Genomic DNA, 24,031 nt, shown 5'->3' with positions numbered 1-24,031 from the left:
CAGGTGCACCCCGCATCGCCGGCTTCGCCATCACGCACGCCCTTCCCGCCCACCGCCCATGCCGATGCCCACCTCATCCCCGCTGAAGATCCTGGTCACCGGCAGCGCCGGCCGGGTCGGCCGCGCGATCCACATCCGGCTCGCGCGCGAGCACCGCGTCAGTGGCTTCGACCGCACGCCCTGCTCCACCGCCGACTGGGTCGGCGACCTCGACGACGCCGCGCTGCTGGCGCGCGCAATGCAGGGCGCCGACGCGGTGATCCACACCGCCGCGCTGCATGCCCCGCACGTCGCGCATGTGCCGGCGGCGCGCTTTCGCCAGGTCAATGTCGACGGTACGCGCCGCGTCCTGGATGCCGCGGCGGCGGCCGGCGTGCGCCGCATCGTGTTCACCAGCACCACCGCGTTGTACGGCAGCGCCGCCACGCCCGATGGCAGCGCCGGCTGGGTCGACGAAACGCTGACACCGCAGCCGCAGACCATCTACCACCACACCAAGCTGGAGGCCGAGGCGGTGCTGCGCGAAGCGGCCGACCAAGGCGGGCCGAGCGTGCGCATCCTGCGCATGTCGCGCTGCTTCCCGGAGCCGGTCAACGTGATGGCCGCGTTCCGCCTGCATCGTGGCATCGACGCGCGCGACGTCGCCGAGGCCCATGCCGCGGCATTGCGGCATGCCGGGCCGGCGGCCGCGATGTTCGTGATTTCCGGGGACACGCCGTTCCTGCGCGAGGATTGCGCCGACCTGCATAGCGCGGCAGCGACCGTCCTGCGACGACGCACCCCTGCCCTGGTGGCGGCGTTCGCGCAACGTGGCTGGGCACTGCCGGAACGGATCGACCGCGTCTACTCGGCACAGCACGCGATGCAGGCGCTGGGTTGGCGACCGCGCTACGGTTTCGAGGAGGTGCTGGCGCAGTACGACCAGCACGTCCCGGAGGTCCTGCCGCCCGGCGATGGCGAGGCCGCGCGCGAGTAAGCATGCGGCGGTAGCGGCAAGAATCTCGCGCACTCCAGCTCCACGAGCCGCTTCGCGCCGACCCTCACCCCAATCCCTCTCCCAAGGGGAGAGGGGCACACGTACTACCGCTGTTCCCTTCTCCCATCGGGAGAAGGTGCCCCGAAGGGGCGGATGAGGGTACGGGCACAGCCACGTCAACCCAAACACCACGAGACGCTTCGCGCCGACCCTCACCCCAACCCCTCTCCCGACGGGAGAGGGGCACATGTACTGCCGCTGTTCCCTTCTCCCCTCGGGAGAAGGTGCCCCGAAGGGGCGGATGAGGGTACGGGCATAGCCGCGTCACCCCAAACACCACGAGACGCGTCGCGCCGATCCTCACCCCACCCCCTCTCCCGACGGGAGAGGGGCACGCGTACTGCCGCTGTTCCCTTCTCCCCTCGGGAGAAGGTGCCCCGAAGGGGCGGATGAGGGTACGGGCACAGCCACGTCAACCCAAACACCACGAGCCGCTTCGCGCCGACCCTCACCCCAATCCCTCTCCCGACGGGAGAGGGGCTTCGGGCTCAGCGCAGCAACACGGAAATGCCGAGGCCGCCCTGCCAGTCCGGGGTCTGCGACGACAGACCGCGCAGGACCGACACATCCAGTTGCACGCGCTTGGCGAACAGCCAGGTGACGCCGCTGCCGAGCGCGCGCATCTCGTCCTCGCCGCCGCCGATGCCGGCCTCGACGTAGGCGCTCAGCGTGTCGCCGGCATAGAAGGTATAGCTCGGCGAGACGCTCCAGCCGGAGCCGTCCTCGCTGTCGCTGACGTTGCCGTACAGCGCCAGGCTGCGCCCCTCCGGCAGGTCCCAGCCAGCGCTCACGCCCAGGTCGTAGCGATGGCCGGCATCGCCGTACGGTGCGCGCCCGACCGGCAGGCTGGCGCTGCCGAGCAGCGACCAGCTGAAGCCGTCGCGGGCGCTGGGCAGCGCCTGCTTCAGGCCGATGCTGGCGTCGCCGCCGCTGTGCCCGCGCCGGTCCTGGCCGCCGCCGCGCACGCGTTGCCAGACCTGGCTATCGATCGCCAACTGCAGCTCGGTGCGCGCGCTCAGGCCGATCCGCAGCCGGCTGTTGGCGACGTATTCGGTGCTGCGCACATCGCCGTCACGGTCGTAGCTGCCGTCGAAGAACGCCTGCTCCCAGGCCGCCTGGCCACGCTGCAGCGTGGTCGGTGCGAAACCGATGCCGGGCCGATCGAACGCCGGCGCATCCTCGGCGCAGGCCACGCCGGCGCTGCCGGCAGTGGCGGCCAGCAGCAGCGCCCCGCGCAGCATTGCATCGCCACCACGGCGCAATGGCGGCCGGCGGCAATGGCGAGTGGCGATGGACGACGGCACCGGCGGCGATAGCTGCGGCGCGACCAAACGTAGAACAGGCATGCGCGAACTCCTTGCGATGCGGGAGGCGGAGGGCTGCGCCTCAAGGCGCCGGCGGCGAGTGTGCCTGGATCGCAGTGAAGTGCGCGGTGAAGCCCGGCAGCAGCACCCGGTTGCCATAGCCGCTGAGGTGATCGGCATCGAAGAACAACGGGCGGCCTTCGCGGAATCCGGTGCATTGCTGCGCATCGCACAGCAATGGCAGCGGATCCCACACCGAGGCATGCGGCAGCTGCGCGGCGATGCGCTGCAGGCTCTGCAGCACCGGCGCACGGTAGCGCTGCATGGTCGCGCGTGGGATCGGGATGCCGCGCGCGCAGATCGGATTGCCGCGGTTGAACCAGTCCGAACAGCGATACGGCGGCGCACGCAGCACCGGCTTGGGTGCTTCGAAGACGATGCGCACGCCGCGCTGCGCCAGCGGCTGCAACAGCGCCACCGCGGCCGCTTCGCCAGCGCTGCGTGCCGCCTGCGCCGCGGCGTCCTCCTGCTCGGCCATCACCGCCGTCTCGTCGAACAGGCGATCCTGGTCGGCCAGGCGCAGCACGCGCAGGGCGGGCAGGAACAGCACATCGCCGCCGCGCGCGTGCGCGGCGACGTCGGCCAGGGTGCTGCGCTCGTAGGCCTGGCAGCCGGGATTGCCGGCCTGCCAGGCCTGCAATCCGACGATCGGGCAACCGCCGACGCCGTACAGGCGCACCGGCACCCCGCTCTGCAGCGCGAAACGCCGCAGCAGTTCGTTGTAGGCCAGCGCATGCGAATCGCCGGCGACGAACAACTGGCCGCCATCGCGGTTGTGCAGCGTGCACGCGCCGCGCTCGAACAGCTTGGCGCTGCCCACCTGCACCGGCACCTGGCGGGTCTGCAGCGTGCATTGCGGGAATTCCCGGCGCAGGCCCTTGGCATAGGCGTACCAGTCCAGCGGATGCCGGCTGACCGTGCTCAGCCCGTAATAGCGCTGGGCGTTCTGCAGCAGCGCATGGGTGCCGGCGGCGAGCAACACCAGCGCCAACCCGGCGACGATGGTCCGCGCCGGCGTACGCGCGTGGCCGATGCGGCCATGCCGCCAGGGCAGCTCCACCCAGCGGTACGAGGCCAGCGCCAGCACCGCCACCAGCAGCAACGCCACCGCCTTGGTCGACACCGAGTCCAGGCCGACGGTCCAGCGGAACAGCACGAACACCGGCCAATGCCACAGATACAGCGAGTACGACACGCGGCCGATCGCCACCGGCACGCGGTGTGCCAGCGCGCGGCGGGTCCAGCCGGCCGGGCCGCCATGCAGCAGCGCCAGCAGGCCAAGCGTGCCCAGCACCGGCCACAGCCCGTCCGGCCACGGCGAATGGCCGGGACGCGCGCGCCACAGGCCGACCGCGATCGCCGCCAGCGCCACCGCCAACAGCGGCGAACGCCAGCTCCACGCGCCCGGTGGCGGCGCCTGCGTGCCGGCCTCGAAGCGTCCGCGCAGCGTCAATACCTGGTACAGCAGCACGCCACTGCCGAGTTGCCAGAACCGCGCGGTGGTCAGGTAGAACGCGGCCGCCGCATCGCCTGCGTCGCGGCTATGCCGCCAGGCGAACGCCAGCGACGCGGCCGAGGCCAACGCCACCAGTAGCGTCGACCCTATCCGGCCGCGGCCGCCGCGGTTCCAGGCCAGGAACAGCAGCGGGAACAGCAGATAGAACTGCTCCTCCACGCCCAGCGACCAGGTATGCGTGTACGGATTGAATTCGGCCTTGGGCGAGAAGTAATCGTTGCCGGTCGCGGCCAGCACCCAGTTGCTGAGGCCGACGAAGGCCATGCGTCCGGTCTTGGCGCTGGTCTCGCTGAGCCAGGACTCGGGAATGAACAGGCCGCTGGCCAGGCCGGTGAGCAGCAGGCACGCCACCAGCGCCGGCGCGATGCGGCGCATGCGCCGCGCATAGAACTGCGCGAACACGCCCAACTGTCCGGCCGCCGGCAGGCGCTGCAGCGACGCGCTGACCACGAAGCCGGAGATCACGAAGAACATGTCCACGCCGGTGAACCCGCCCGGCAGCCACGCCGGATCGAGGTGGTAGGCGATCACCGCCAGCACCGCGATCGCGCGCAGCCCGTCCACGTACGGCAGGTAGCCGCCACCGGTCTGCGCGTGCGGCGGCGTGTGGCCGCGCCCGGCGGCCAGCGTGCCCATCCCTGGCAGCGCCACGCTTACCAGACCAGATCGTCTGGGATCTGGTACTTGGGATCGGCGTAGGGGTCTTCTTCTGCGGTCGCGTTGGGATCGACCCGCAGCGCCACCGCCGCCGGGAAGATCGCTTCGGCCTGGTCCAGCAGCGCCGCGGTCACCAGCAGATAGCGGCCGTTCTGCTGCAGCACGCCCAGCTCGCCGGCGTTGAGCGCCTTGAGCTGGTCGGGGGTGACGTAGATGCGCTTGATCTTGCCGCCATAGGGGAAATGGCGGGCGATGTCGGCCTCGGCGTGGTTCAGCGCCTGGCCCTTGAGCAGTTCGTCGAGCTTGGCCCGCGCCTCGCGGCGCAGCCGCGCTTCTTCCTGCTTCTGCCGCTCGGCCTCGATGCGCTCGTCCTTCTCGCGCTGGGCGCGGATCGCGTAGGCCTTGGCCAGGTCGATGTCCTCGCGGCTGCGCGGCGGCCGCCCCGGCTGGCCACCCGCGCCCTGCGGCTTGCTCTGGCCGTGACCAGGGCCGTTCCCGTGCGGACGGCCACGCCCGCCGCCGGGCTTGCCGGCGTTGGGCGCGCCGCCGGGCGCGCGCTCGCCGCGCGCCCCGGCCGGTGCCGGGCGCTGGCCCGACCGTCCCTGCGGCCGCGGCGCGGCAGGCGGGGCTTTACGTTCGGGTTTCGGCGCGGGCTTGAAGCCCAGGCCCAGCAACTGGTCGCGGAGGGTATCGCTCATCGGGTCGGAATCGATCGGTTCGGGGGATCAGTAATGCGGCGGCGGCGGTTCGTCGGCCGGATCGGCGTAGAGCGTGCTGCGCACCTTGCCCAGATCTTCGAGCAGGTGACGCAGCAACTCGGCGTTGCGCTGGCTTTCGATACGCGCTTCGGCCAGGGCATCGCTCATTTCCGACAGCGCCTGCTCCTGGAAGGAGAGGCGCGTTTCCAGCTCGATCAGGCGGTTCTCCAGCAACCGATCCTGGGTGGAAAAATCATGCTGCATGGATCGAACGTCCCCGGCCGATGCCGTAATACGCCAGGCCGAAGCTCTCGATTTCCTGCGGATCGTAGAGATTGCGGCCGTCGAACACCACCGCATCGCCGATCAGTTCCTTCATGCGGGTGAAGTCCGGGCTGCGGAACTGCTTCCACTCGGTGACCACCGCCAGCGCATCGGCGCCTTCCAGCGCTTCGAACGCATCGCTGCAGAAGTGCAGGTCGGCGCGCTCGCCGAAGATGCGCTTGGCTTCGTCGGTCGCCTCCGGATCGTAGGCGCGGACCGTCGCGCCCGCTTCCCACAGTTGCGCCAGCAGGCGGCGGCTGGAGGCCGCACGCATGTCGTCGGTGTTGGGCTTGAACGCCAGGCCCCACACCGCGAAGGTCTTGCCCTTGAGCGGTTGCGCCGCGCCGTAGTGGCGCTGGATCAGTTCGTACAGGTGGCCCTTCTGCGCCTCGTTGACCGCTTCCACCGCATCCAGCAGCCTTGGCGCGTGGCCATACTGCTGCGCGGTGCGCGCCAGTGCCTGCACGTCCTTGGGGAAGCACGAGCCGCCGTAGCCGGCGCCCGGGTAGATGAAGTGCCAGCCGATGCGCGGATCCGAGCCGATGCCCTGGCGCACCTTCTCCACATCGGCGCCGACGCGCTCGGCGATGTTGGCGATCTCGTTCATGAAACTGATCTTGGTCGCCAGCATCGCGTTGGCCGCGTACTTGGTCAGTTCGGCCGAACGCACGTCCATTTCCACGATGCGGTCGTGGTTGCGGTTGAACGGCGCATACAGGCGACGCAGGCGCGCGGCCGAGCCGGGCTTGCTGCTGCCGATGACGATGCGGTCAGGCCGCATGCAGTCGGCGACCGCATCGCCTTCCTTCAGGAACTCCGGGTTGGACACCACGTCGAACTCGATCGCCTCGCCGCGCGCTTCCAGCTCGGCGGCGATCGCCGCGCGCACCTTGTCGGCGGTACCGACCGGCACCGTCGACTTGTTGACCACGATGGTCGGCCCCTGGATGTGCTGGCCGATGGTGCGGGCCACCGCCAGGACGTACTGCAGATCTGCGCTACCGTCCTCGTCCGGCGGCGTGCCGACGGCGATGAACACGATATCCCCATGCGCGATGGCGCTGGCCGCGTCGGTGGTGAAGAACAGCCTCCGTGCGGCGTGATTGGCCTTGACCATCGGCGAGAGGCCAGGCTCGTAAATCGGGACCACGCCCTTGTTGAGCCCATCCACTTTGGCCTGGTCGATGTCTACGCACACCACATGGTGGCCGACTTCGGCCAGACAGGTTCCGGTGACGAGCCCGACATAGCCGGTGCCGAATATCGCTACGCGCATGTAATCTCCTTTCGGTTATTGAAGGATGTTCAAAAGTTCCACGTCGAAGGTCAGCATCGCATCCGGGCCGATCGGGCCGCCCGGCGTTCCCTGCGGGCCATAGCCCAGGTTGGACGGAATCCAGAAGCGGTACTTGGAGCCCACCGGCATCAGTGCCACGCCCTCGCTCCAGCCCGGCACGACCTGGTTCAGCGCGAACTCGGCCGGTTGGCCATTCTTGTAGGAACTGTCGAAGACGGTGCCGTCGAGCAGCTTGCCTTCGTAGTTCACCCGCACCTTGCTGGTGGGCGTGGGCCGCGCGCCGCTGCCTTCGCGCAGCACCATGTACTGCAGGCCCGACGGCGTGGTGATCACGCCCTTCTGGTTCTTGTTCTGCGCCAGGAAGGCGTTGCCCTCCTGCTTGTTCTTGGTCGCCACGGCGGCCTGCTTGGATGCGCCGAACGCCTGCAGCGTGGCCATCGCCTGCTCCTGCGTCATCGCGGTCTGGCCCTTGGCGAACACGGTGCGCACCGCGCCCATCAGCGTCGGCAGGTCGATGTCGTTCTGGATCCGCGCCAGCGACGGGCCGACCGCACGGTCGCCCAGCATCAGGCCGACGTTTTCCTTGGACACCGGCGGCGGCTGCGCGCCCGGCGCCATGCCCGGCACCGGCTGACCGTTACGCGCGGCCAACTGCGTGCGCAGCGCGGTATCGGTGGCCTGGGTCTGCTCGTCGGACAGCAGCGGCTTGCCACCCTTGAAGGCGTTCTCGATCGCGCGCTGCAGTGCGTTCACGTCGATGTCCTGGGCGATGGGCTCGAACGAACGCGCCACATCCATGCCGATCGCGTAACTGACCTTCTGCTTCTCGCTGCCCAGCGTCGTCGCCGCGTTGCCGGCAGCCGGCGCCTGCGCGGACGCTTGGCCGGCGGCCAGCATCATCCCCACCACCAGCGACGCCACGGCGCCGCGCATTCCCATCTTCATTCGCTACTTTCCCTGGAAGTGAACTGTGAACTGGACGCGCCGCGATGGCGCAGACAGAGGCCGGCATTGTCGCATGTGCGGCCGAGATGTTGACCCGCTTTCAGTGCGACGCCGGCTGCGCTTTCAGTTCGCGTTCGATGGCGCTGCGCAAGGCCGGATCGTCCGGCGTGACCTTGCTCGGAAATTGCGCGACCACGCGCCCGTCCCGCGCGATCAGATACTTGTGGAAATTCCAGCCCGGCGCCACGCCGGTGGCCTGGGTCAATTGCTTGTACAGCGGCGTCGCATCGTCGCCGATCACATGCACCTTCTCGAACATCGGGAACTTGACCCCGTAGGTGAGCGTGCAGAATTCCTGGATCTGCTTCTCCGATCCGGGCTCCTGGCCCTTGAAGTCGTTGGACGGGAAGCCGAGCACGCTGAAGCCCTGCGCCGCGTACTGCTGCTGCAGCTTCTCCAGGCCGTCGTACTGCGGGGTATAGCCGCACTTGCTGGCAGTGTTGACCACCAGCAGTACCTTGCCGCCGTAGGTCTTGTTCAGGTTCACCTTGTCCTTGCCGGCCAGCGGACGGTAGTCCCGGTCCAGCAGGGAGCCCGCCCAGGCACTGCCGACGGTGCCGGCAGCGGCCAGGATCGCAAGGAAAAACAGACGCTTGGAAAGTTTCATGGGGCACCGTTGGGGATAAAAGGAAGTCGCGCACGACCAGGTCGGAAGTTGGGTCTGCAGCGTGTTGACATGCCGTGTAACGGTGTTATAGTTAAATACAACACCACTCACCCAGAGCAGGTCCCACGATGAATCTCAAACACCTCCAGCGCAGTCTTCCGGCCCTGGTCATCGTCGGCACCCTGCTCTGCGCGAGCTGGATCGGCGCCCAACGCCACCAGGGACGGCCGCTGGATTATGGCGCCAGCACGCCGCACGACGACAGCGCCGCCGGCGCCGCACCCTCTACCGTCCCGACGGTGCGGAGACTGCGGGCTTCGCTGTCCGTGCCTTATTTCTCCTTCGCGCGCACCCTGCGCCCACGGAGCTGACCATGAGCGACATCCAATGGAGCGACGGCGCTCCGATCTATCGTCAACTGAAGGAGCGGGTCATCGCGATGATGCTCGACGGCATCCTCAAGCCCGGCGACGCCCTGCCCTCGGTGCGCCAGGTGGCCGCCGAGTACCAGCTCAACCCGATCACCGTCTCGCGCGCTTACCAGGAACTGGCCGACGAGGCCCTGGTCGAGAAGCGCCGCGGGCTGGGCATGTTCATGACCGAGGAAGCAGCGCAGAAGCTGCGCGGCAGCGAGCGCGATCGCTTCCTCAACGAAGAGTGGCCTCTGGTGCTGGAACGCATCCAGCGCCTGGGCCTGACACTGCAAGACTTGTTGCCACCGGGGAAAACACCATGACTGCCGCTGTCGCCGCATCCGAATCCGTCGTCTATGCGCAGGGGTTGCGCAAGACCTACAACCACAAGCCGGCGCTGGCCGACGCGTCCTTCACCATCGCGCCCGGCCGCATCGTCGGCCTGATCGGCCCCAACGGCGCCGGCAAGACCACCGCACTGAAGGCGGTGCTGGGCCTGACCGCGGTGGACGGCGAGCTGCGCGTGCTGGGCATGGACCCGCGCAAGCAGCGCGATGCGCTGATGAACGAGGTGTGCTTCATCGCCGACGTGGCGGTGCTGCCGCGCTGGATGCGGGTGAGCGAGGCGATCGACTTCGTCGCCGGCGTGCATCCGCGCTTCGACCGCGCCAAGTGCGAGCGCTTCCTGGCCAACACCAAGCTCTCGCCCAAGCTGCGGGTGCGCGAGATGTCCAAGGGCATGATCGTGCAACTGCACCTGGCCCTGGTGATGGCGATCGACGCGCGCCTGCTGGTGCTGGACGAGCCGACCCTGGGCCTGGACATCCTGTACCGCAAGGAGTTCTACCAGCGCCTGCTGGAAGACTACTTCGACGAGCAGAAGACCATCATCATCACCACCCACCAGGTGGAGGAGATCGAGCACATCCTCACCGACGTGCTGTTCATCCGCGACGGCCGCATCGTGCTCAGCGCCGACATGGAGCACATGGCCACCCGCTACACCGAACTGCTGGTGCCGGCCGAGCGCATCGAGGCGGCGCGCGCGCTGCAGCCGATCGACGAACGCGGCCTGCCGTTCGGCAAGTCGGTGTTCCTGTACGACGGCGTGCCGCAGGCGCAGCTGGCCGCGCTCGGCGAAACCCGCACCCCCGGCCTGGCCGACCTGTTCGTCGCCATCATGAAGGGCACCTACGCATGAACGCTCCCGCCAAATCGATTTCTCCCGTGTCCACCTTCACGTGGCTGCTCAAGCGCGAGTTCTGGGAACACCGCGGCGGTTTCCTGTGGGCCCCGGTCATCACCGGCGGCATCGTCGCCGCGCTGTACACGGTGCTGTCGATCATCGGCAGCATCGCCGGCCGCAACCACGGCGGCGGCTCGCGGCTGAACGACGTGCAGTGGGACGGCCAGGCGCAGAACGCGCACCAGATCATCGGCGCGGTCGGCGACGGCACCATGCTCGCCGGCGTGATCCTGGCCTGCATCGTGGTCGGCTTCGTGGTGTTCTTCTACGCACTGGGCGCGCTGTACGACGACCGCCGCGACCGCAGCGTGCTGTTCTGGAAGTCGCTGCCGCTGTCGGACACCGGCACCGTGCTGTCCAAGGCCGCCTGGGCGCTGCTGCTGGCGCCGCTGCTGGCGATCGGCATCGGCCTGCTGATCGGCCTGGCGCTGTGGGTGGTCACCGCCCTGACCCTGTCGGTCAACGGCATTCCCCAGAGCACCGCGGTCTTCACCGAATCGCACCCGCTGCGCATCATCGGCATGGTCCTGGCCGCGCTGCCGGTGCAGGTGATGTGGTCGCTGCCGGCGATCGGCTGGCTGATGCTGTGCTCGGCCTGGGCACGCAGCAAGCCGTTCCTGTGGGCGGTGCTGATCCCGATCCTGGGCTGCGTGACCGCCAGCATGATGGGCATCCTGCCGATGCTGAACGTCAACCACAACCTGATCTGGTACACCGTGGTCTACCGCGGCCTGCTCAGCGTGCTGCCGGGCAGCTGGGGTCCGGTGCTGAACGAGCAGGTGACCGAGACCCACATCAGCGGTCCGCAGGATCTGGTCAATGCGATCCATCTCGGCGACAGCTGGGTGCTGTTCCGCGACCCCGACATGTGGATCGGCGCCGCCGTCGGCGTGGCCTTCATCGTCGCCGCGATCTACGTGCGCCGCTGGCGCGACGAAGCCTGATCGCACTGCCGTCTCCCTACCCTTTTCCGCAAGGAGTGTTCCGATGCGCAAGACCCTGATCCTGTGTGCGCTGCTGTCGCTGCCGGCCGTCGCCATGGCCGACGACTGCAAGTATTCCGAACCGCGCGAACTGAAGCTGGACCTGGCCGGCGTCAAGACGGTCCTGCTGGACGTGCAGCAGAACGACCTCAAGCTCAGCGGCGCCAGCGCCGGCGACTCCACCTTGCGCGGCCGCGCCTGCGCTTCCGACGCGGACATGCTCAAGGAGCTGACCCTGCGCCAACGCCACGACGGCGACACCCTGGTGGTGACGCTGAAGCACGAGGGCAAGATCCACGGCATCAGCGTCGGCAACCGTTACGCCTACCTCAACGTGGCCGGCAGCATTCCGGCCAACCTGCCGGTGCAACTGCAACTGGGTTCGGGCGATGCCGAGATCAGCGGCGTGGCCTCGCTCGACGCCAAGATCGGGTCCGGCGACCTGCATGCGCAGGGCATCCGCGGCGCGGTCAGCGCCACGGTCGGCTCCGGCGACATCGAACTGCGCAATGTCGGCAGCGTGGCGCTGCCGACGCTGGGCTCGGGCGACGTCAAGGCCGACCAGGTCGGCGGCGACGTCAAGGTCGGCACGGTCGGCTCCGGCGACCTGACCTTGCACGGCGTGCGCGGCAGCGTGCAGGTCGACAGCCTCGGTTCCGGCGACGTGCAACTGCGCGATGTCGGCGGCAGCGTCGCGGTGCAGACCGTGGGCTCCGGCGACCTGGACGTGGGCAACGTCGGCGGCAGCCTGAGCGTGCAGAAGGTCGGCAGCGGCGACGTCACCCACCGTGGCGTGCGCGGCAGTGTCAACCTGCCCAAGCCGCGCTGATCCTCCACTCCGCTTTCTCTCTTCCGCACGAGGACACGCCCATGCAGTACCGTTCCCTGCCCCTGGCCGGCGTCGCCCTGGCCGTCATGCTCTCGCTCAGCGCCTGCGAGCGCTCGTCGAACGACCGCGTCGTGGTCGATCACGGCGGCGCGCAAAGCCTGACCTTCCTCAACGGCGACCTCACCCTGAAGGCCGATGGCCAGCCGCCGGCCACCATCACCCGCGACGGCAAGCTGTTGATCGACGGCAAGCCGGTCGCGCTGGACGCCGAGCAGCAGCGCCTGCTGCTGGCCTATCGCAGCCAGATCGAAGCGGTGGGCAAGCAGGGCGTGGAGGTCGGCAAGGCCGGCGCCGCGCTCGGCGTGAAAGCGGCCGGCGATGCCATCAGTGGCGTGCTCAGCGGCAACACCGAGCACATCGGCGAGCATGTCGAGGCGCAGGCCGACAAGATCAAGCAGGCGGCGCTGAAGATCTGCGATCAGGTGGCTGCGCTGCGCGCCGCGCAGGATGCGCTGATGCAGAAGGTGCCGGCATTCCGTCCCTACTCCACCCTCGACGACAGCGACGTCAGCGACTGCAGGCACTCGGCCGCGTAACCGGCGGCAGCCGCGCTGCCGCGACGATCGTCCACGACCGCCCGCTGTGTCCGCGCTCCGCCCGGCAGTCGCCCAACGCCTGCCGGGCGCGTCGCGGTCTCAGCGGGCGTAGTGTTTCGCGCCGGCCACGCAGACCATGGCGACCAGGGTTACCGCCAGCATCGTCCAGCTCACCGTTTCGTGGAGCAGCAGCGCGGCCAGGCCCAAGCCGATGAAAGGCTGGAACAACTGCAGTTGCCCGACCGCCGCGATGCCGCCTTGCGCCAGGCCGCGGTACCAGAACACGAAGCCGATCAACATGCTGAACAACGAGACATAACCCAGGCCGAGCCATGCCGGCATGTGCACAGCGCCGAACGACGCGGGCTGCGTCAGCAGGGCCAGGGACACCATCAGCGGCAGCGACAGCACCAGCGCCCAACAGATGACCTGCCATCCGCCCAGCGTGCGCGACAGGCGCGCGCCCTCCGCGTAGCCCAGCCCGCACAGCACCATCGCGGCCAGCATCAGCAGGTCGCCCTGTAGTGAGGCGTCGATCCCGCCGATCGCCGCATAGCCGACGACGCTGCAGGCACCGGCCAGCGAGAACACCCAGAACGGCGGACGCGGGCGTTCGCCGGCCCGCAACACGGCGAAGACGGCCGTGCACAACGGCAGCAGGCCCACGAACACGATGGAATGCGCCGAAGTGACATGCTGCAGCGCCAGCGCGGTCAGCAGCGGAAACCCGGCCACGACCCCCAGCGCCGTCATCGCCAAGGCGGGCAGCGCGGCGCGGCGCGGACACGGTTGCCGAAACGCGAGCAGGAGCACCAGTCCGAGCACGGCGGCAATGCTGGCGCGGGCGCAGGTCAGGAACACGGGGGAGAAATCGGCGACCGCGACGCGGGTCGCGGGCAACGACCCAGCAAAAATCATCACGCCGATACATCCATTGATCCAGCCACCGGTGGTTTTTTCCATGCGCGTCTCCTTCGGCATCGCCGTTGCAGTAGACGCCGTGCGCCACCGCTCCGGCCAGATACGATCCAATACGGTTTGGCAGTACTGTTATGCCTGCAGATCCAGTACAGCTGACGACAGTGGACACCCCAGCAGCCCCCGGCACGCGCATCGACGCGGTGATGACCGATATCCGCGCCCGCATCGCCAACCGCACGTTCCTGCCAGGAGCGCGCCTGCCCTCGGTACGCGCACAGGCGCGCGCGCTGCGGGTCTCGGTCTCGACGGTGGTGGAAGCCTACGAGCGGCTGGCGGCCGAGGGCGCGATCCTGTCGCGCCCCGGGTCGGGCTTCTACGTGGCCGGCCCGGTGGCCCCGCTGGCGCTGGCGCAGCTTGGCGCGAAGCGCGACAGGCAGATCGATCCGCTGTGGGTGTCGCGGCAATCGCTGGAAGCGGATCCGACCGTCCTCAAGCCCGGCTGCGGCTGGCTGCCCCCGGCGTGGCTGTACGGCGCGGGCATGCGCCGCGCGCTGCGCACGCTGGCCCGCGCCGACACGCTGGAACTGACCGAGTACGCCACGCCCCTGGGCCACCCCGGCTTGCGCCAGTTCCTGTCGCGACGGTTGGCGGGCAACGGCGTGCAGGCCTCGCCCGAACAACTCCTGCTCGCCGAATCGGGCACGCATGCGATCGACCTGATCGGTCGCTTCCTGCTCTCGCCCGGCGACACGGTGCTGGTCGACGACCCCTGCTATTTCAATTTCCATGCCTTGCTCAAGGCGCATCGCGTGCAGGTCGTGGGCGTGCCCTATACGCCGCACGGACCGGACGTGGCGCACTTCGAAGCGGCGCTGAAAGCGCACGCGCCGCGTCTGTACATCACCAATTCGGGGATCCACAACCCCACCGGCGCGACCCTGTCCGCGGCGACGGCGCACCGGCTGCTGCTCCTGGCCGAGGGCTCGGACCTGGTGATCGTCGAGGACGACATCTTCGCCGACTTCGAGACCAGTCCCGCCCCGCGGCTGGCGGCCTTCGACGGCCTGGCGCGGGTGATCCAGGTCGGCAGCTTTTCCAAGACGGTCTCGGCATCGCTGCGCTGCGGCTACATCGCCGCGCGTGGCGACTGGATCGAAAGCCTCGCCGACCTGAAGATCGCTACGAGCTTCGGGGGCGGCCGGCTGGCGGCCGACGCCGTGCTGATCGCCCTGACCGACAGCGGCTACCGCCGGCATCTGGAGAGCTTGCGGCGGCGCCTGGCGGAGCAGATGGCCAGGACCGTGGCGCGGCTGCAGGGCCTTGGCATCCGGCCCTGGCTGATCCCGCAGGCCGGCCTGTTCCTTTGGTGCAGGCTGCCCGCGGGCATGGAGGCCTCGGCGATCGCGCGCGCCTGCCTGCAGGAGGGCGTGGTACTGGCGCCGGGCAATGCCTTCAGCCAGTCGCTGAGCGCGGGCGATTTTCTCCGCTTCAACGTCGCGCAATCCACCGACGAACGGATGTTCGGCGTGCTCGCGCGCGCCATGCAGTCCGCTCCGAACCCGCGCCGCTAGCGCGCGTCCGGCACGCCTCGCCACGACCGAAGCCGCCGCACGTTCTAGAATGCCCGCACTCCCCCACTGCACCGCCCCCATGAAGAAGACGCTGTTCGCCTGGTTCTCGCTGCTGTCGTTGTGCCTGCTGCTCGCCGCCTGCGGCGGACGTGGCGGCGAGACCACCTCCTCGCGCGCCGAGCGCAGCAAGCCGCGGGTGGCGGTGGACAGCATGAACGTGATGCTGCGCCGCGCGCCGGCCGCCAACGCCACCATCGGGCCCGACGGCAGCCTGCGCATCGACGACATCGAGCTACCGCTGCCCCCCGCGCAGCGCACCGAGCTGCAGCAGTTGTTCATGCACCTGCAGATGCAGCGCCAGCGCACCCTGGAGACCGCGGCGCCGGATCCGAACATGCGCTCGGTCGGCTTCGCCCCGACCCCGGAGATCACCGCCGCGCAGGCGGCGGTGCTGCGCGACATTCCGTCGCTGCAACCGTACCGCGACAGCTTCGGCAACCTGCAGGCCGAACGCCGCTGAGGCCTGCCGGCGTCGGCAAGCCCGGCATGAGGGAGCCTCCAGAAGAATTGGAGGTGCCCCTGTAGGAGCGGCTTCAGCTGCGATTGGCCTTCACGGTAAAGCCCATCGCGGCTGAAGCCGCTCCTACGAGGGTTGGCGGAGCGGTGTCCGGGCGCGATGTGGGAGGGACTTCAGTCCCGACGGCTTTCACCGTGCGATCGTCCGCTGCGCCTGGCACGACCATAACGCCGTGCCAGGCCTTGCTGCTTGTAGCGCCAGCGCGCCTCAGCCGCCGCCGCCCGCGCCGGCGTGGATGCCGCCTTCGGTCAATGCGGCGGGGTCCAGCAGCCGGCGCAGTTCGTCCTCGCCGAGGCCGCTGTCCTCCTTGGCCACCTCCAACACCGGCCGGTTCTCCTTGTAGGCGCGCTTGGCGATCGCCGCGGCCTTCTCGTAGCCGATGATCGGATTCAGCGCGGTGACCAGGATCGGGTTGCGGTCCAGCGCCTCGCGCACGCGCTCTTCGCGCACCTTGAGCCCGGCGATCGCCGAATCGGCCAGCAGCACCGATACGTTGCCCAGCAACTGGATCGACTCCAGCAGGTTGGCCGCGATCAGCGGCAGGGTCACGTTCAACTGGAAATTACCGGTCTGCCCGGCCACGGTGATCGCGGTGTGGTGCCCGATGACCTGCGCGCAGGCCATCACCGTGGCCTCGGGAATCACCGGATTGACCTTGCCCGGCATGATCGAGCTGCCCGGTTGCAACGCCGGTAGTTCGATTTCGCCGAGGCCGGCCAGCGGCCCGGCGTTCATCCAGCGCAGGTCGTTGGCGATCTTGATCAGCGCCACCGCCAGCGCATTGAGTTGCCCGGACAGTTCCACCGCGTCGTCCTGCGCGGCCAGGCCCTCGAATTTGTTCTCGGCGCTCTCGAAGGTGAAGTCGGTCAGCGCCGACAACGCCTTGGCGACCTTGCCGCCGAAGCGCGGATCGGCGTTGATGCCGGTGCCGATCGCGGTGCCGCCCAGCGGCAGCCGGCGCAGGCGCTTAAGGCTGTCGTCGATGCGCGCCTGCGCCGACACCAGTTGCGCCGACCAGGCGCCGAACTCCTGGCCGAAGGTCAGCGGCATCGCGTCCATCAGGTGGGTGCGCCCGGTCTTGACCACGCCCTGCAGCTGCTTGGCGCGCTTGTCGATCGTCTTGCGCAGGTGCTTGAGCGAGGGCAGCAGATGCTCGCGCGCGGCCAGCAGCGCGGCGACGCGGATCGCGGTGGGGACCACGTCGTTGGAACTCTGGCCGAGGTTGACGTGGTCGTTGGGATGCACCGTCGGCAGTGCCTTGCTGCCGTGCTTGCCCTCGCCCTTGGCGGCGCGATTGGCCAGCGTGGCAATGACCTCGTTGGCGTTCATGTTCGACGAAGTGCCGGATCCGGTCTGGTAGATGTCGATCGGGAACTGCGCGTCATGGCGGCCGTCAGCCACCTCCAGCGCCGCGGCCTGGATCGCCTTGGCGACGGCCTTGGGCAACAGCTCCAGGTCGGCGTTGACGCCGGCCGCGGCGGCCTTGATCAGGCCCAGCGCGCGGATGAAGCCGCGCGGCATCGGCTGCCCGGACACCGGAAAGTTCTGTACCGCACGCTGGGTCTGCGCCCCCCACAAGGCATCGGCGGGCACCTGCAGTTCGCCCATGCTGTCGTGTTCGACCCTGAATTTGTCACTCATTGCGCAATCTCCGCATCTGCAAAAAGGAATCCATCGGCGCCGTCATCGGACGTCCGGGGAGGCAGGCTGGCGGGATTGCGGCTGGCGCGCGCATTATCCGTGGCGCAGCGCCCGGCGTCAGCCAGTGTGCGCCGGCGGATGTTAGGAATGTCTGGAGGCGCGAGAAGCGCGGCAGCCCGCCATGACCGGCAGGCGTATGTGGTCCAGGATCGACTTTGCGAAGCCTGGCAACGGTGCGACGCATGATGGCACGTTCCGCGAGCGCGCTATCGTGATGCGGACGGCGCGAACCGTGCGCACCGTCGGCGAAGGACGGGACTCCGGCATGCCGGGGCCGCCCTGGCGACGGCACCGGCGGGACCGGCGGCCTTGCGCCGCCGGCCCGCGCGCTCAGCGCTGGCGGTTGCTCTGGAACACCAGGTCGTTGTAGCTCTTCATCAAGCGTGCCGGCGAGCCTTCCGGCGCGACGATCGGGTTGTCCAGCGAGCGCTGCTCGAATGCGCTGTACGGGATCTTTTCCGCCACCCGCTTGATGCGCGCCTTAGATTCCTTGCGGAAGTTCTCCGCGGCGGTCTCGAAACCGCTCCAGTCGGACTTGCCCGGCTCCTGGTTGGCGACCTTGGCATGCGCCTCGTCGGACAGGCTGTTGAAGCCCGCCACCAACGCCGTGGCCTTGGCGGTGTCGAAATCGTCGTCCTGCATCAGGCCGACGATGTCCTTGGCCTCGAGCATCATCGACAGCCGATAGAAGTCGCGGGTGCGGCCCTCGGCCTTTTCCATCGCCTTCAACTGCTCGCGCTGGGCGGCGTCGTTCTGCGCCTCCAGTTCGTGGCTGAAGGCCTCGCTGGCCTCGTGGAATTCGGACAGCGCGGCCATCAGCGGCGCATGCATCTGCTTGCCCTTGGCGAACTGGTCGTCCTGGTAGTCCTCGCGGTCGTAGTAGTCGCGGGCCTGGTTGGCCAGCGGCTGCAACGTCTTCAAGGCGGCCAGATAACGCTTCGCCGCCGCATCCAGGGCCGGCAAGGACGGCTTGGCCGCGATCGCCTGGGTCATCGGCGCGTCGCACAGCTTCATCGCGTACTCGTCGATCGGGGCGGGCCCGTACACGCTGGTTTCCTTGCCGGTGGGGCCGGCCTTGGGGTCGGCCATCCAGCGTATGTACTGTTGTGCCCCTTCGTGGATGCGGCCATCGACCTTGTTGAAGCATTCGATGTAGGCGTTGAGCTTGCTGGTCAGCGCCTGGTCCGCGTCGCTGGCGGCAGCGTCGGCGGATGCATGGCTGGCATCGGCACCGGCATCGGACGTAGTCGGCGTGGCCGAGGGCTTGCCGCCGCAGGCGGTCAGGAAAACGGACACAGCGGCGGCCAGCGCCGCCAGACGCAAAGAAGATTTCATGGGGGAATATTGATGTTGAAAACGGTTACAGAAAGTTTAGCAAACGAAAAGATTGTGGTGGCGTGATGGCTCTGGAGGCCGGGATTGGGCGGGCGGGATTGGGGATTCGCAACAGCGGTTGCGCGCTCGTGCGGTATTCGTTGGCAACGCTCGCATGTGACGGAATACGCGAGACGGCGCGCGCCGGCGGCAACGACGCAACGCATCGGCTAGACTGCGGCGACGTATCACCGATGGAACTCGCACGCCGCCATGGGCGACGATTCAGACTGTAGATGCCGGCGCACGCTGCGCCGGGCCACGCACCCCGCCGTTTCCACCCCTTCCGCCCGGCGCCATGACGCGCCAGCGGCGCGCGCCGGGGAACGCACATGATCGGCAATCTCCTGCTGCTGGCGCTGGCGATGCTGCTGGTGCTGCTCAACGGTTTCTTTGTCGCCGCCGAGTTCGCCCTGGTCAAGCTGCGCCACACCCAGGCCGTGGGGCTGGCCGAGCACCACGGCTGGCGCGGCCGCCTGCTGCTCAATGTGCACGGCCACCTCGACGCCTACCTGTCGGCCTGCCAGCTCGGCATCACCCTGTCCTCGCTGGGCCTGGGCTGGGTCGGCGAACCGGCCTTCGCGCACCTGCTGCAGCCGCTGTTCGACCTGCTGGGGCTCAGCGAGGAGGCGGCACGCCTGAGCGCCTTCATCATCGCCTTCAGCGTCATCTCGTTCCTGCACATCGTGCTCGGCGAACTGGCCCCCAAGTCGATGGCGATCCGCCGCCCGGAGCGCATGTCGCTGTGGACTGCCGCGCCGCTGTACCTGTTCTACTGGGCGATGTATCCGGCGATCTGGCTGCTCAACACCAGTGCCAACACGCTGTTGAAGGCGATGGGCTGGGGCGAGGTCGAGCATGCCTCGCACCGCTACTCGCGCGAGGAACTGAAGCTGATCGTCGGCCGCCAGCAACCCGCCGGCGGCGCGCCCGATCACGAACTGACCCTGATGAGCCACGCGCTGGAACTGCCGGAACTGGTGGCCGGCGATCTGATGCGCGCGCGCGACCATCTGCGCGGGTTCCGCGAGGGCATGGCGCTGGACGCGGTGATGGCCGAGTTCGCCGAGAGCCGCTACAGCCGCTACCCGTGGTTCGACCGCGACGGCGAGCAGGTGCTCGGCATCCTGCACATGAAGGACCTGCTGGTGGAGATCGCCGGCGGCCGCCGCAGCGACGACCTGCGCCCGCTGCTGCGCCCGGCCAACCTGATCGCGCTGGAGACGCCGGTGCCGCTGGTACTGGAGCGCTTCCGTACCGGCGCCACGCACATGGCGCTGTGCGTGGACGAGCACGGCCGCATCCTCGGCTACTTCACCCTGGAAGACCTGCTGGAAGTGGTGGTCGGCGACATCGAGGACGAACACCCGCACGTGGTCAAGGACGCACCGACCCGCGGCGCCGACGGCAGCGTGCTGGTCGCCGGCTCGACCTCGATCTTCCGCCTCGAGCGCCTGCTCGGCCGCGACCTGCGCGCGCCGGAGCACCTCAACTCGGTCGGCGGACTGATCGTGCACCAATTGCAGCGCCTGCCCGAGGAAGGCGAGCAACTGCAGATCGACGGACACCTGTTCACGGTCAAGCGCATGGCCGGGCATCGCATCCAGGCGGTGACCGTGCGCCTGGCGCCGGCCGAGGCCGCGCCGACGTAGAATGGCGCCCCCGCCGACACCACCCCACGCCCTCGCCATGTCCGATTCCGCCCTGCTCGCCCTGTCCCCGCTCGATGGCCGCTATGCCGGCAAGGTCGACGCCCTGCGGCCGATCTTCTCCGAATACGGCCTGATCAAGGCGCGGGTGAAGGTGGAGATCGAATGGCTGCTGGCGCTGGGTGCCGAGTCGGGCATCGGCGAGCTGGCCGCGTTCTCGCCGGCGGCGGCGCAGCGCCTGCGCGCGCTGGCCGACGGCTTCGGCGTGGAACACGCGGCGCGGGTCAAGCAGATCGAGCGCACCACCAACCACGACGTCAAGGCGGTGGAGTACTTCATCAAGGAGCAGCTCAAGGACGACGCCGAACTCGGCCCGGCCCTGGAGTTCGTGCATTTCGCCTGCACCAGCGAGGACATCAACAACCTCAGCTACGGACTGATGCTGGAGCAGGCCCGGCGCGAGGTGCTGCTGCCGACCCTGGACGCGGTGATCGCCACGCTGCGCGGCCTCGCGCATGCGCAGGCCGCGCAGCCGATGCTGTCGCGCACCCACGGCCAGACCGCCTCGCCCACCACCCTGGGCAAGGAGATCGCCAACGTCGTCGCGCGCCTCGAGCGCCAACGTCGGCAGATCGCCGCGGTCGAACTCACCAGCAAGATCAACGGCGCAGTGGGCAACTACAACGCCCACGTCGCCAGTTACCCCGACGTCGACTGGCCGGGCTTCGCCCAGCGCTTCGTGGAAAGTCTGGGCCTGGTGTTCAACCCCTACACCACCCAGATCGAGCCGCACGACAACGTCGCCGAACTGGGCGACGCCGCCCGCCGCGCCAACACCGTGCTGATCGACCTGGCGCGCGACATCTGGGGCTACATCTCGCTGGGCTACTTCAAGCAGAAGCTCAAGGAAGGCGAAGTCGGCTCCTCGACCATGCCGCACAAGGTCAACCCGATCGACTTCGAGAACGCCGAAGGCAACTTCGGCATCGCCAACGCCCTGTTCGAGCACTTCTCGGCCAAGCTGCCGATCAGCCGCTGGCAGCGCGACCTCACCGACTCCACCGTGCTACGCGCGCTCGGCACCGCCTTCGGCCACACCCAGGTGGCACTGGACTCGCTGGCCAAGGGCCTGGGCAAGCTGACCGTGAACCCGGAGCGCCTGGATGCCGACCTGGATGCCGCCTGGGAAGTGCTGGCCGAAGCCGTGCAGACGGTGATGCGCCGCCACGGCCTGCCCAACCCCTACGAGCAGCTCAAGGCGCTGACCCGCGGCCAGGGCATCACCGCCGCCTCGATGCGCGCCTTCGTCGAGACCCTGGAGCTGCCCGAGGACGCCAAGCAGCGCCTGCGCGACCTGACCCCGGGCGGCTACGTCGGCCTGGCCGAGCGGCTGGCGCGCGGCATCTAGGGCGTGTCACCAATCCCCGCGCAATCTCGACCCTTCGGGTTGGTGACACGCCCTAGCCGCGGCCCGTCCATCCTGGGTTAATCGGCCAGCGGCATGCTGGTGGCTCACAGCAGAGCCCCGCGATGAAACGCAACCCGTTGTTTGTGCTGCCGCTGCTGGCCCTGGTCGGCTGCGCCCAGGCGCCGCGCCCGCCGGCCGGCGATGGCGCGCACACCGCCGCCACGCGCACCATGGTCATGCAGGCCGCGCCGCCGCCGATCGCGGCGGCACCGTCGGCCGGCGACATTGCCGACGGCGACGAGCGCGACGCCGAGGCGCCGATCCGCATGGCCGCTTCGGCCAGCGGCGACATCGATTGCGACGGACGCGACCTGAACATCGTCGGCCGCGACGCCACCCTGGTGCTGCACGGCCACTGCGCCACGGTCAGCCTGTTCGGCCGTAACGGCAATCTGCAGATCGAGCGGGCCGACACCCTGCGCGTGCTCGGCGACAACGCCCAGGTGGCGATGCGCGGCGACGCCGGGCAGGTCGCGCTGTTCGGCCGCCATGGCCGGCTGCAGATGGCGCGCATCGCCACCCTCGAAGTGTCCGGCGACCAGAACCAGCTGCAGGCCAGCGAGATCGACACCATCGCCCTGCAGGGCAACGACAACGCCATCGTCCAGCGCAGCGGCACTGCTCAGGTCGACGACGGCGGCCGCGACAACCGCGTCCTCAGCCAGTAGCGCGCCCGGTGCTGAGTCACCCGCTGTTTGCACCACAACGGGGCGCCGCCGCGACTCCCAAGCCCCGTTGCACCTAGCGCCGCCCACGGGCCGCGCGCACGTGGTCACCTGCGACGCGCGGTCGCGGCACACGGCCAGGGCGGCCAACGGTCCCATCCGTGCGCAGCGGCGTACACGAAGGCCGGCGCGATGGCCCCACGCGCCAAACCGGCGGACAATGGCAGGGTCGGCCGGCGCCGCTGCGCGCCGCCCTTTACCTTTCGCGTTGCAAGGACCCATCGCCCATGGCTGCCCGCAAGACCGCCGCTCCCGCCTTCGAACTCCACGCCCGCCCCGGGCAACCGCTGGGCATGCCCGCCGCGACCTTCCTGCGCGACTACTGGCACAAGCGCCCGCTGCTGATCCGCAATGCCTTCCCCGGCTTCGTCTCGCCGATCGAGCCGGGCGACCTGGCCGGCCTGGCCTGCGAGGAGGCGGCGCTGTCGCGGCTGATCGAGCACGACCGCGCCAACGACCGCTGGCGCGTGCGCAGCGGCCCGTTCCAGGAGCACGAGTTTCCCGGCATGCCCGACCACGACTGGACCCTGCTGGTGCAGGACGTGGACAAGTGGGACCCGGACATCCGCGCCCTGCTCGAGCAGTTCCGCTTCCTGCCGCGCTGGCGGGTGGACGACGTGATGGTCAGCTTCGCCGCGCGCGGCGGCTCGGTCGGCGCGCACGTGGACCACTACGACGTGTTCCTGCTGCAGGCCCACGGCCATCGCCGCTGGCAGATCGACGCCAGCGTCGCGCTGGGCCGGCCGGCGCCGCCGACCGACTTCCGCGACGACGTGGAGCTGAAGCTGCTGCGCCAGTTCGCCCCGACCCACGACTGGGTGCTGGGGCCGGGCGACATGCTGTACCTGCCGCCGCTGGTGCCGCACCACGGCGTCGCCGAGGACGCCTGCCTGACCTTCTCGGTGGGCATGCGCGCGCCGTCCTCGGCCGAGCTGATCGCCGATTACCTAGACACCCTGATCGACGGCGCCGACGAGGCGCTGCGCTACCACGACGAAGACCTGCAGGCGCCGGCCGACCCCTACGAGATCGACGCGGCGGCGATGGGCCGCGTGGTCGAGGCGCTGAACGCGCTGCGCATGAACGACCCGGACAAGCTCGGCGCCTGGTTCGGCCGCTTCATCACCACCTACCGCGCCGCCGGCGAGATCCTGCCGCCGGCCGGCCTGCCCCCGGCGGAAGAGATCGCCGCCGCGCTGGAACAGGGCCTGGTCCTGCAGCGGCATCCCTGGGCGCGGCCGGCCTGGCGGCGGACCAGCCGCGGCGCCATGCTGTTCTGCAGCGGCCAGGAGTTCGCGCTGCCGGTCAAGGACGCCAAGCGCCTGGCCGCGGCCGAGCACATCGACGGCACGGACTACGCGGCGCTGTCGGCGGCCGGCAAGCAGGCCCTGCTGGAGCTGATCGAAGGCGGCTTCTACCAGCCGCTGGAGGACGAGGACGCGACCGACGCGGACGCCGACCCGGCCTGATCCGA

At 69.2% G+C, this 24,031-nt stretch carries 23 protein-coding genes; 13 read left to right on the top strand and 10 right to left on the bottom strand.

Annotated features, from left to right (window positions below):
* The first annotated feature begins 64 nt into the window (after positions 1-64).
* Positions 65-976 (top strand): NAD(P)-dependent oxidoreductase, encoded by a 912-nt coding sequence (locus GGR66_RS06890; protein WP_255421605.1) that lies wholly within the window; start codon positions 65-67, stop codon positions 974-976.
* A gap of 548 nt (positions 977-1,524) precedes the next feature.
* On the opposite strand, the gene GGR66_RS06885 is transcribed toward GGR66_RS06890, so the two are convergent.
* From GGR66_RS06885 to GGR66_RS06855, 7 genes are all read right to left on the bottom strand, one after another.
* Complete coding sequence (locus tag GGR66_RS06885; protein ID WP_184448086.1) at positions 1,525-2,277, bottom strand: transporter; 753 nt, start codon at positions 2,275-2,277, stop codon at positions 1,525-1,527.
* A gap of 145 nt (positions 2,278-2,422) precedes the next feature.
* Complete coding sequence (locus tag GGR66_RS06880) at positions 2,423-4,567, bottom strand: SGNH hydrolase domain-containing protein (protein ID WP_184447743.1); 2,145 nt, start codon at positions 4,565-4,567, stop codon at positions 2,423-2,425.
* Between the two features lie 2 nt (positions 4,568-4,569).
* Positions 4,570-5,271 carry a DUF2058 family protein gene (locus GGR66_RS06875; protein ID WP_184447742.1) on the bottom strand — a complete coding sequence of 234 codons (702 nt, stop codon included), beginning with the start codon at positions 5,269-5,271 and terminating at the stop codon, positions 4,570-4,572.
* A gap of 27 nt (positions 5,272-5,298) precedes the next feature.
* On the bottom strand, positions 5,299-5,535 hold the full coding sequence (locus tag GGR66_RS06870) for a SlyX family protein (protein ID WP_017908102.1): 237 nt from the start codon (positions 5,533-5,535) through the stop codon (positions 5,299-5,301).
* Positions 5,525-6,871: a UDP-glucose/GDP-mannose dehydrogenase family protein gene (locus tag GGR66_RS06865; RefSeq protein WP_184447741.1), complete on the bottom strand. Its 1,347-nt coding sequence runs from the start codon at positions 6,869-6,871 to the stop codon at positions 5,525-5,527. Before GGR66_RS06865 ends, GGR66_RS06870 begins: the two co-directional genes overlap by 11 nt.
* A gap of 15 nt (positions 6,872-6,886) precedes the next feature.
* Positions 6,887-7,837, bottom strand: coding sequence for an FKBP-type peptidyl-prolyl cis-trans isomerase (locus tag GGR66_RS06860; RefSeq protein ID WP_184447740.1), 951 nt, complete (start codon positions 7,835-7,837; stop codon positions 6,887-6,889).
* Between the two features lie 100 nt (positions 7,838-7,937).
* Positions 7,938-8,504 (bottom strand): glutathione peroxidase, encoded by a 567-nt coding sequence (locus GGR66_RS06855; RefSeq protein ID WP_048492503.1) that lies wholly within the window; start codon positions 8,502-8,504, stop codon positions 7,938-7,940.
* Between the two features lie 128 nt (positions 8,505-8,632).
* On the opposite strand from GGR66_RS06855, the gene GGR66_RS06850 reads away from it, so the two are divergent.
* Genes GGR66_RS06850 through GGR66_RS06825 form a run of 6 tightly spaced genes read left to right on the top strand, consistent with a single transcriptional unit; the run spans position 8,633 to position 12,571 of the window.
* Positions 8,633-8,875 carry a hypothetical protein gene (locus tag GGR66_RS06850; RefSeq protein WP_184447739.1) on the top strand — a complete coding sequence of 81 codons (243 nt, stop codon included), beginning with the start codon at positions 8,633-8,635 and terminating at the stop codon, positions 8,873-8,875.
* Positions 8,876-8,877: 2 nt separating this feature from the next.
* Positions 8,878-9,240, top strand: coding sequence for a GntR family transcriptional regulator (locus tag GGR66_RS06845; RefSeq protein WP_160963726.1), 363 nt, complete (start codon positions 8,878-8,880; stop codon positions 9,238-9,240).
* Positions 9,237-10,118 carry an ABC transporter ATP-binding protein gene (locus GGR66_RS06840; protein ID WP_184447738.1) on the top strand — a complete coding sequence of 294 codons (882 nt, stop codon included), beginning with the start codon at positions 9,237-9,239 and terminating at the stop codon, positions 10,116-10,118. The genes GGR66_RS06845 and GGR66_RS06840 overlap by 4 nt, the downstream gene beginning before the upstream one ends.
* Entirely contained in the window at positions 10,115-11,107 is a 993-nt protein-coding gene (locus GGR66_RS06835; protein WP_184447737.1) for an ABC transporter permease, read from the top strand. The genes GGR66_RS06840 and GGR66_RS06835 overlap by 4 nt, the downstream gene beginning before the upstream one ends.
* Positions 11,108-11,150: 43 nt before the next feature.
* Positions 11,151-11,975 carry a DUF2807 domain-containing protein gene (locus GGR66_RS06830; protein WP_184447736.1) on the top strand — a complete coding sequence of 275 codons (825 nt, stop codon included), beginning with the start codon at positions 11,151-11,153 and terminating at the stop codon, positions 11,973-11,975.
* A 41-nt stretch (positions 11,976-12,016) separates the two neighbouring features.
* Entirely contained in the window at positions 12,017-12,571 is a 555-nt protein-coding gene (locus GGR66_RS06825; protein WP_184447735.1) for a DUF2884 family protein, read from the top strand.
* 99 nt (positions 12,572-12,670) lie between these two features.
* Here the strand turns inward: GGR66_RS06825 and GGR66_RS06820 are convergent, their stop codons facing one another.
* A complete protein-coding gene (locus GGR66_RS06820; protein ID WP_184448085.1) occupies positions 12,671-13,534 on the bottom strand; it encodes a DMT family transporter in 864 nt (287 codons plus the stop codon).
* 161 nt (positions 13,535-13,695) lie between these two features.
* Between GGR66_RS06820 and GGR66_RS06815 the strand changes: the two genes are divergently transcribed.
* Positions 13,696-15,063 carry a PLP-dependent aminotransferase family protein gene (locus tag GGR66_RS06815; protein WP_184448084.1) on the top strand — a complete coding sequence of 456 codons (1,368 nt, stop codon included), beginning with the start codon at positions 13,696-13,698 and terminating at the stop codon, positions 15,061-15,063.
* 79 nt (positions 15,064-15,142) lie between these two features.
* Positions 15,143-15,583, top strand: a complete 441-nt coding sequence (locus GGR66_RS06810; RefSeq protein WP_160967945.1) for a hypothetical protein — start codon at positions 15,143-15,145, stop codon at positions 15,581-15,583.
* 264 nt (positions 15,584-15,847) lie between these two features.
* On the opposite strand, the gene GGR66_RS06805 is transcribed toward GGR66_RS06810, so the two are convergent.
* Together GGR66_RS06805 and GGR66_RS06800 are read right to left on the bottom strand one after the other, a co-directional pair.
* Complete coding sequence (locus tag GGR66_RS06805; RefSeq protein WP_184447734.1) at positions 15,848-17,281, bottom strand: class II fumarate hydratase; 1,434 nt, start codon at positions 17,279-17,281, stop codon at positions 15,848-15,850.
* Positions 17,282-17,671: 390 nt separating this feature from the next.
* Positions 17,672-18,676, bottom strand: a complete 1,005-nt coding sequence (locus tag GGR66_RS06800) for a YiiG family protein (protein ID WP_184447733.1) — start codon at positions 18,674-18,676, stop codon at positions 17,672-17,674.
* 371 nt (positions 18,677-19,047) lie between these two features.
* On the opposite strand from GGR66_RS06800, the gene GGR66_RS06795 reads away from it, so the two are divergent.
* The 4 genes from GGR66_RS06795 (at position 19,048) to GGR66_RS06780 (ending at position 24,026) form a co-directional block, all read left to right on the top strand.
* Positions 19,048-20,367 (top strand): hemolysin family protein, encoded by a 1,320-nt coding sequence (locus GGR66_RS06795; RefSeq protein ID WP_184447732.1) that lies wholly within the window; start codon positions 19,048-19,050, stop codon positions 20,365-20,367.
* 37 nt (positions 20,368-20,404) lie between these two features.
* Entirely contained in the window at positions 20,405-21,772 is a 1,368-nt protein-coding gene (gene purB, locus GGR66_RS06790; RefSeq protein ID WP_184447731.1) for an adenylosuccinate lyase, read from the top strand.
* A gap of 122 nt (positions 21,773-21,894) precedes the next feature.
* The gene (locus tag GGR66_RS06785) at positions 21,895-22,500 is read left to right on the top strand and encodes a DUF3060 domain-containing protein (protein ID WP_184447730.1); all 606 of its coding nucleotides are present in this window, start codon (positions 21,895-21,897) and stop codon (positions 22,498-22,500) included.
* 284 nt (positions 22,501-22,784) lie between these two features.
* Positions 22,785-24,026, top strand: a complete 1,242-nt coding sequence (locus GGR66_RS06780) for a cupin domain-containing protein (RefSeq protein WP_184447729.1) — start codon at positions 22,785-22,787, stop codon at positions 24,024-24,026.
* Positions 24,027-24,031 lie beyond the last annotated feature (5 nt).

Origin of the sequence: Xanthomonas sp. 3498 (assembly GCF_014199795.1) — a bacterium.
In the GTDB taxonomy this organism is placed as follows: domain Bacteria; phylum Pseudomonadota; class Gammaproteobacteria; order Xanthomonadales; family Xanthomonadaceae; genus Xanthomonas_A; species Xanthomonas_A rydalmerensis.
The sequence above is the reverse complement of the archived record's forward strand: the minus strand, read 5'-3'. Positions and strand labels throughout refer to the sequence as shown.

What these genes read in the sequence shown, in the direction of transcription:
- GGR66_RS06890 (WP_255421605.1), top strand. Translation starts at nt 65, where the DNA reads ATGCCCACCTCATCCCCGCTGAAGATCCTGGTCACCGGCAGCGCCGGC.
- GGR66_RS06885 (WP_184448086.1), bottom strand. Translation starts at nt 2,277, where the DNA reads ATGCTGCGCGGGGCGCTGCTGCTGGCCGCCACTGCCGGCAGCGCCGGC.
- GGR66_RS06875 (WP_184447742.1), bottom strand. Translation starts at nt 5,271, where the DNA reads ATGAGCGATACCCTCCGCGACCAGTTGCTGGGCCTGGGCTTCAAGCCC.
- GGR66_RS06870 (WP_017908102.1), bottom strand. Translation starts at nt 5,535, where the DNA reads ATGCAGCATGATTTTTCCACCCAGGATCGGTTGCTGGAGAACCGCCTG.
- GGR66_RS06865 (WP_184447741.1), bottom strand. Translation starts at nt 6,871, where the DNA reads ATGCGCGTAGCGATATTCGGCACCGGCTATGTCGGGCTCGTCACCGGA.
- GGR66_RS06860 (WP_184447740.1), bottom strand. Translation starts at nt 7,837, where the DNA reads ATGAAGATGGGAATGCGCGGCGCCGTGGCGTCGCTGGTGGTGGGGATG.
- GGR66_RS06855 (WP_048492503.1), bottom strand. Translation starts at nt 8,504, where the DNA reads ATGAAACTTTCCAAGCGTCTGTTTTTCCTTGCGATCCTGGCCGCTGCC.
- GGR66_RS06850 (WP_184447739.1), top strand. Translation starts at nt 8,633, where the DNA reads ATGAATCTCAAACACCTCCAGCGCAGTCTTCCGGCCCTGGTCATCGTC.
- GGR66_RS06845 (WP_160963726.1), top strand. Translation starts at nt 8,878, where the DNA reads ATGAGCGACATCCAATGGAGCGACGGCGCTCCGATCTATCGTCAACTG.
- GGR66_RS06840 (WP_184447738.1), top strand. Translation starts at nt 9,237, where the DNA reads ATGACTGCCGCTGTCGCCGCATCCGAATCCGTCGTCTATGCGCAGGGG.
- GGR66_RS06835 (WP_184447737.1), top strand. Translation starts at nt 10,115, where the DNA reads ATGAACGCTCCCGCCAAATCGATTTCTCCCGTGTCCACCTTCACGTGG.
- GGR66_RS06830 (WP_184447736.1), top strand. Translation starts at nt 11,151, where the DNA reads ATGCGCAAGACCCTGATCCTGTGTGCGCTGCTGTCGCTGCCGGCCGTC.
- GGR66_RS06825 (WP_184447735.1), top strand. Translation starts at nt 12,017, where the DNA reads ATGCAGTACCGTTCCCTGCCCCTGGCCGGCGTCGCCCTGGCCGTCATG.
- GGR66_RS06820 (WP_184448085.1), bottom strand. Translation starts at nt 13,534, where the DNA reads ATGGAAAAAACCACCGGTGGCTGGATCAATGGATGTATCGGCGTGATG.
- GGR66_RS06815 (WP_184448084.1), top strand. Translation starts at nt 13,696, where the DNA reads ATGACCGATATCCGCGCCCGCATCGCCAACCGCACGTTCCTGCCAGGA.
- GGR66_RS06810 (WP_160967945.1), top strand. Translation starts at nt 15,143, where the DNA reads ATGAAGAAGACGCTGTTCGCCTGGTTCTCGCTGCTGTCGTTGTGCCTG.
- GGR66_RS06805 (WP_184447734.1), bottom strand. Translation starts at nt 17,281, where the DNA reads ATGAGTGACAAATTCAGGGTCGAACACGACAGCATGGGCGAACTGCAG.
- GGR66_RS06800 (WP_184447733.1), bottom strand. Translation starts at nt 18,676, where the DNA reads ATGAAATCTTCTTTGCGTCTGGCGGCGCTGGCCGCCGCTGTGTCCGTT.
- GGR66_RS06795 (WP_184447732.1), top strand. Translation starts at nt 19,048, where the DNA reads ATGATCGGCAATCTCCTGCTGCTGGCGCTGGCGATGCTGCTGGTGCTG.
- purB (WP_184447731.1), top strand. Translation starts at nt 20,405, where the DNA reads ATGTCCGATTCCGCCCTGCTCGCCCTGTCCCCGCTCGATGGCCGCTAT.
- GGR66_RS06785 (WP_184447730.1), top strand. Translation starts at nt 21,895, where the DNA reads ATGAAACGCAACCCGTTGTTTGTGCTGCCGCTGCTGGCCCTGGTCGGC.
- GGR66_RS06780 (WP_184447729.1), top strand. Translation starts at nt 22,785, where the DNA reads ATGGCTGCCCGCAAGACCGCCGCTCCCGCCTTCGAACTCCACGCCCGC.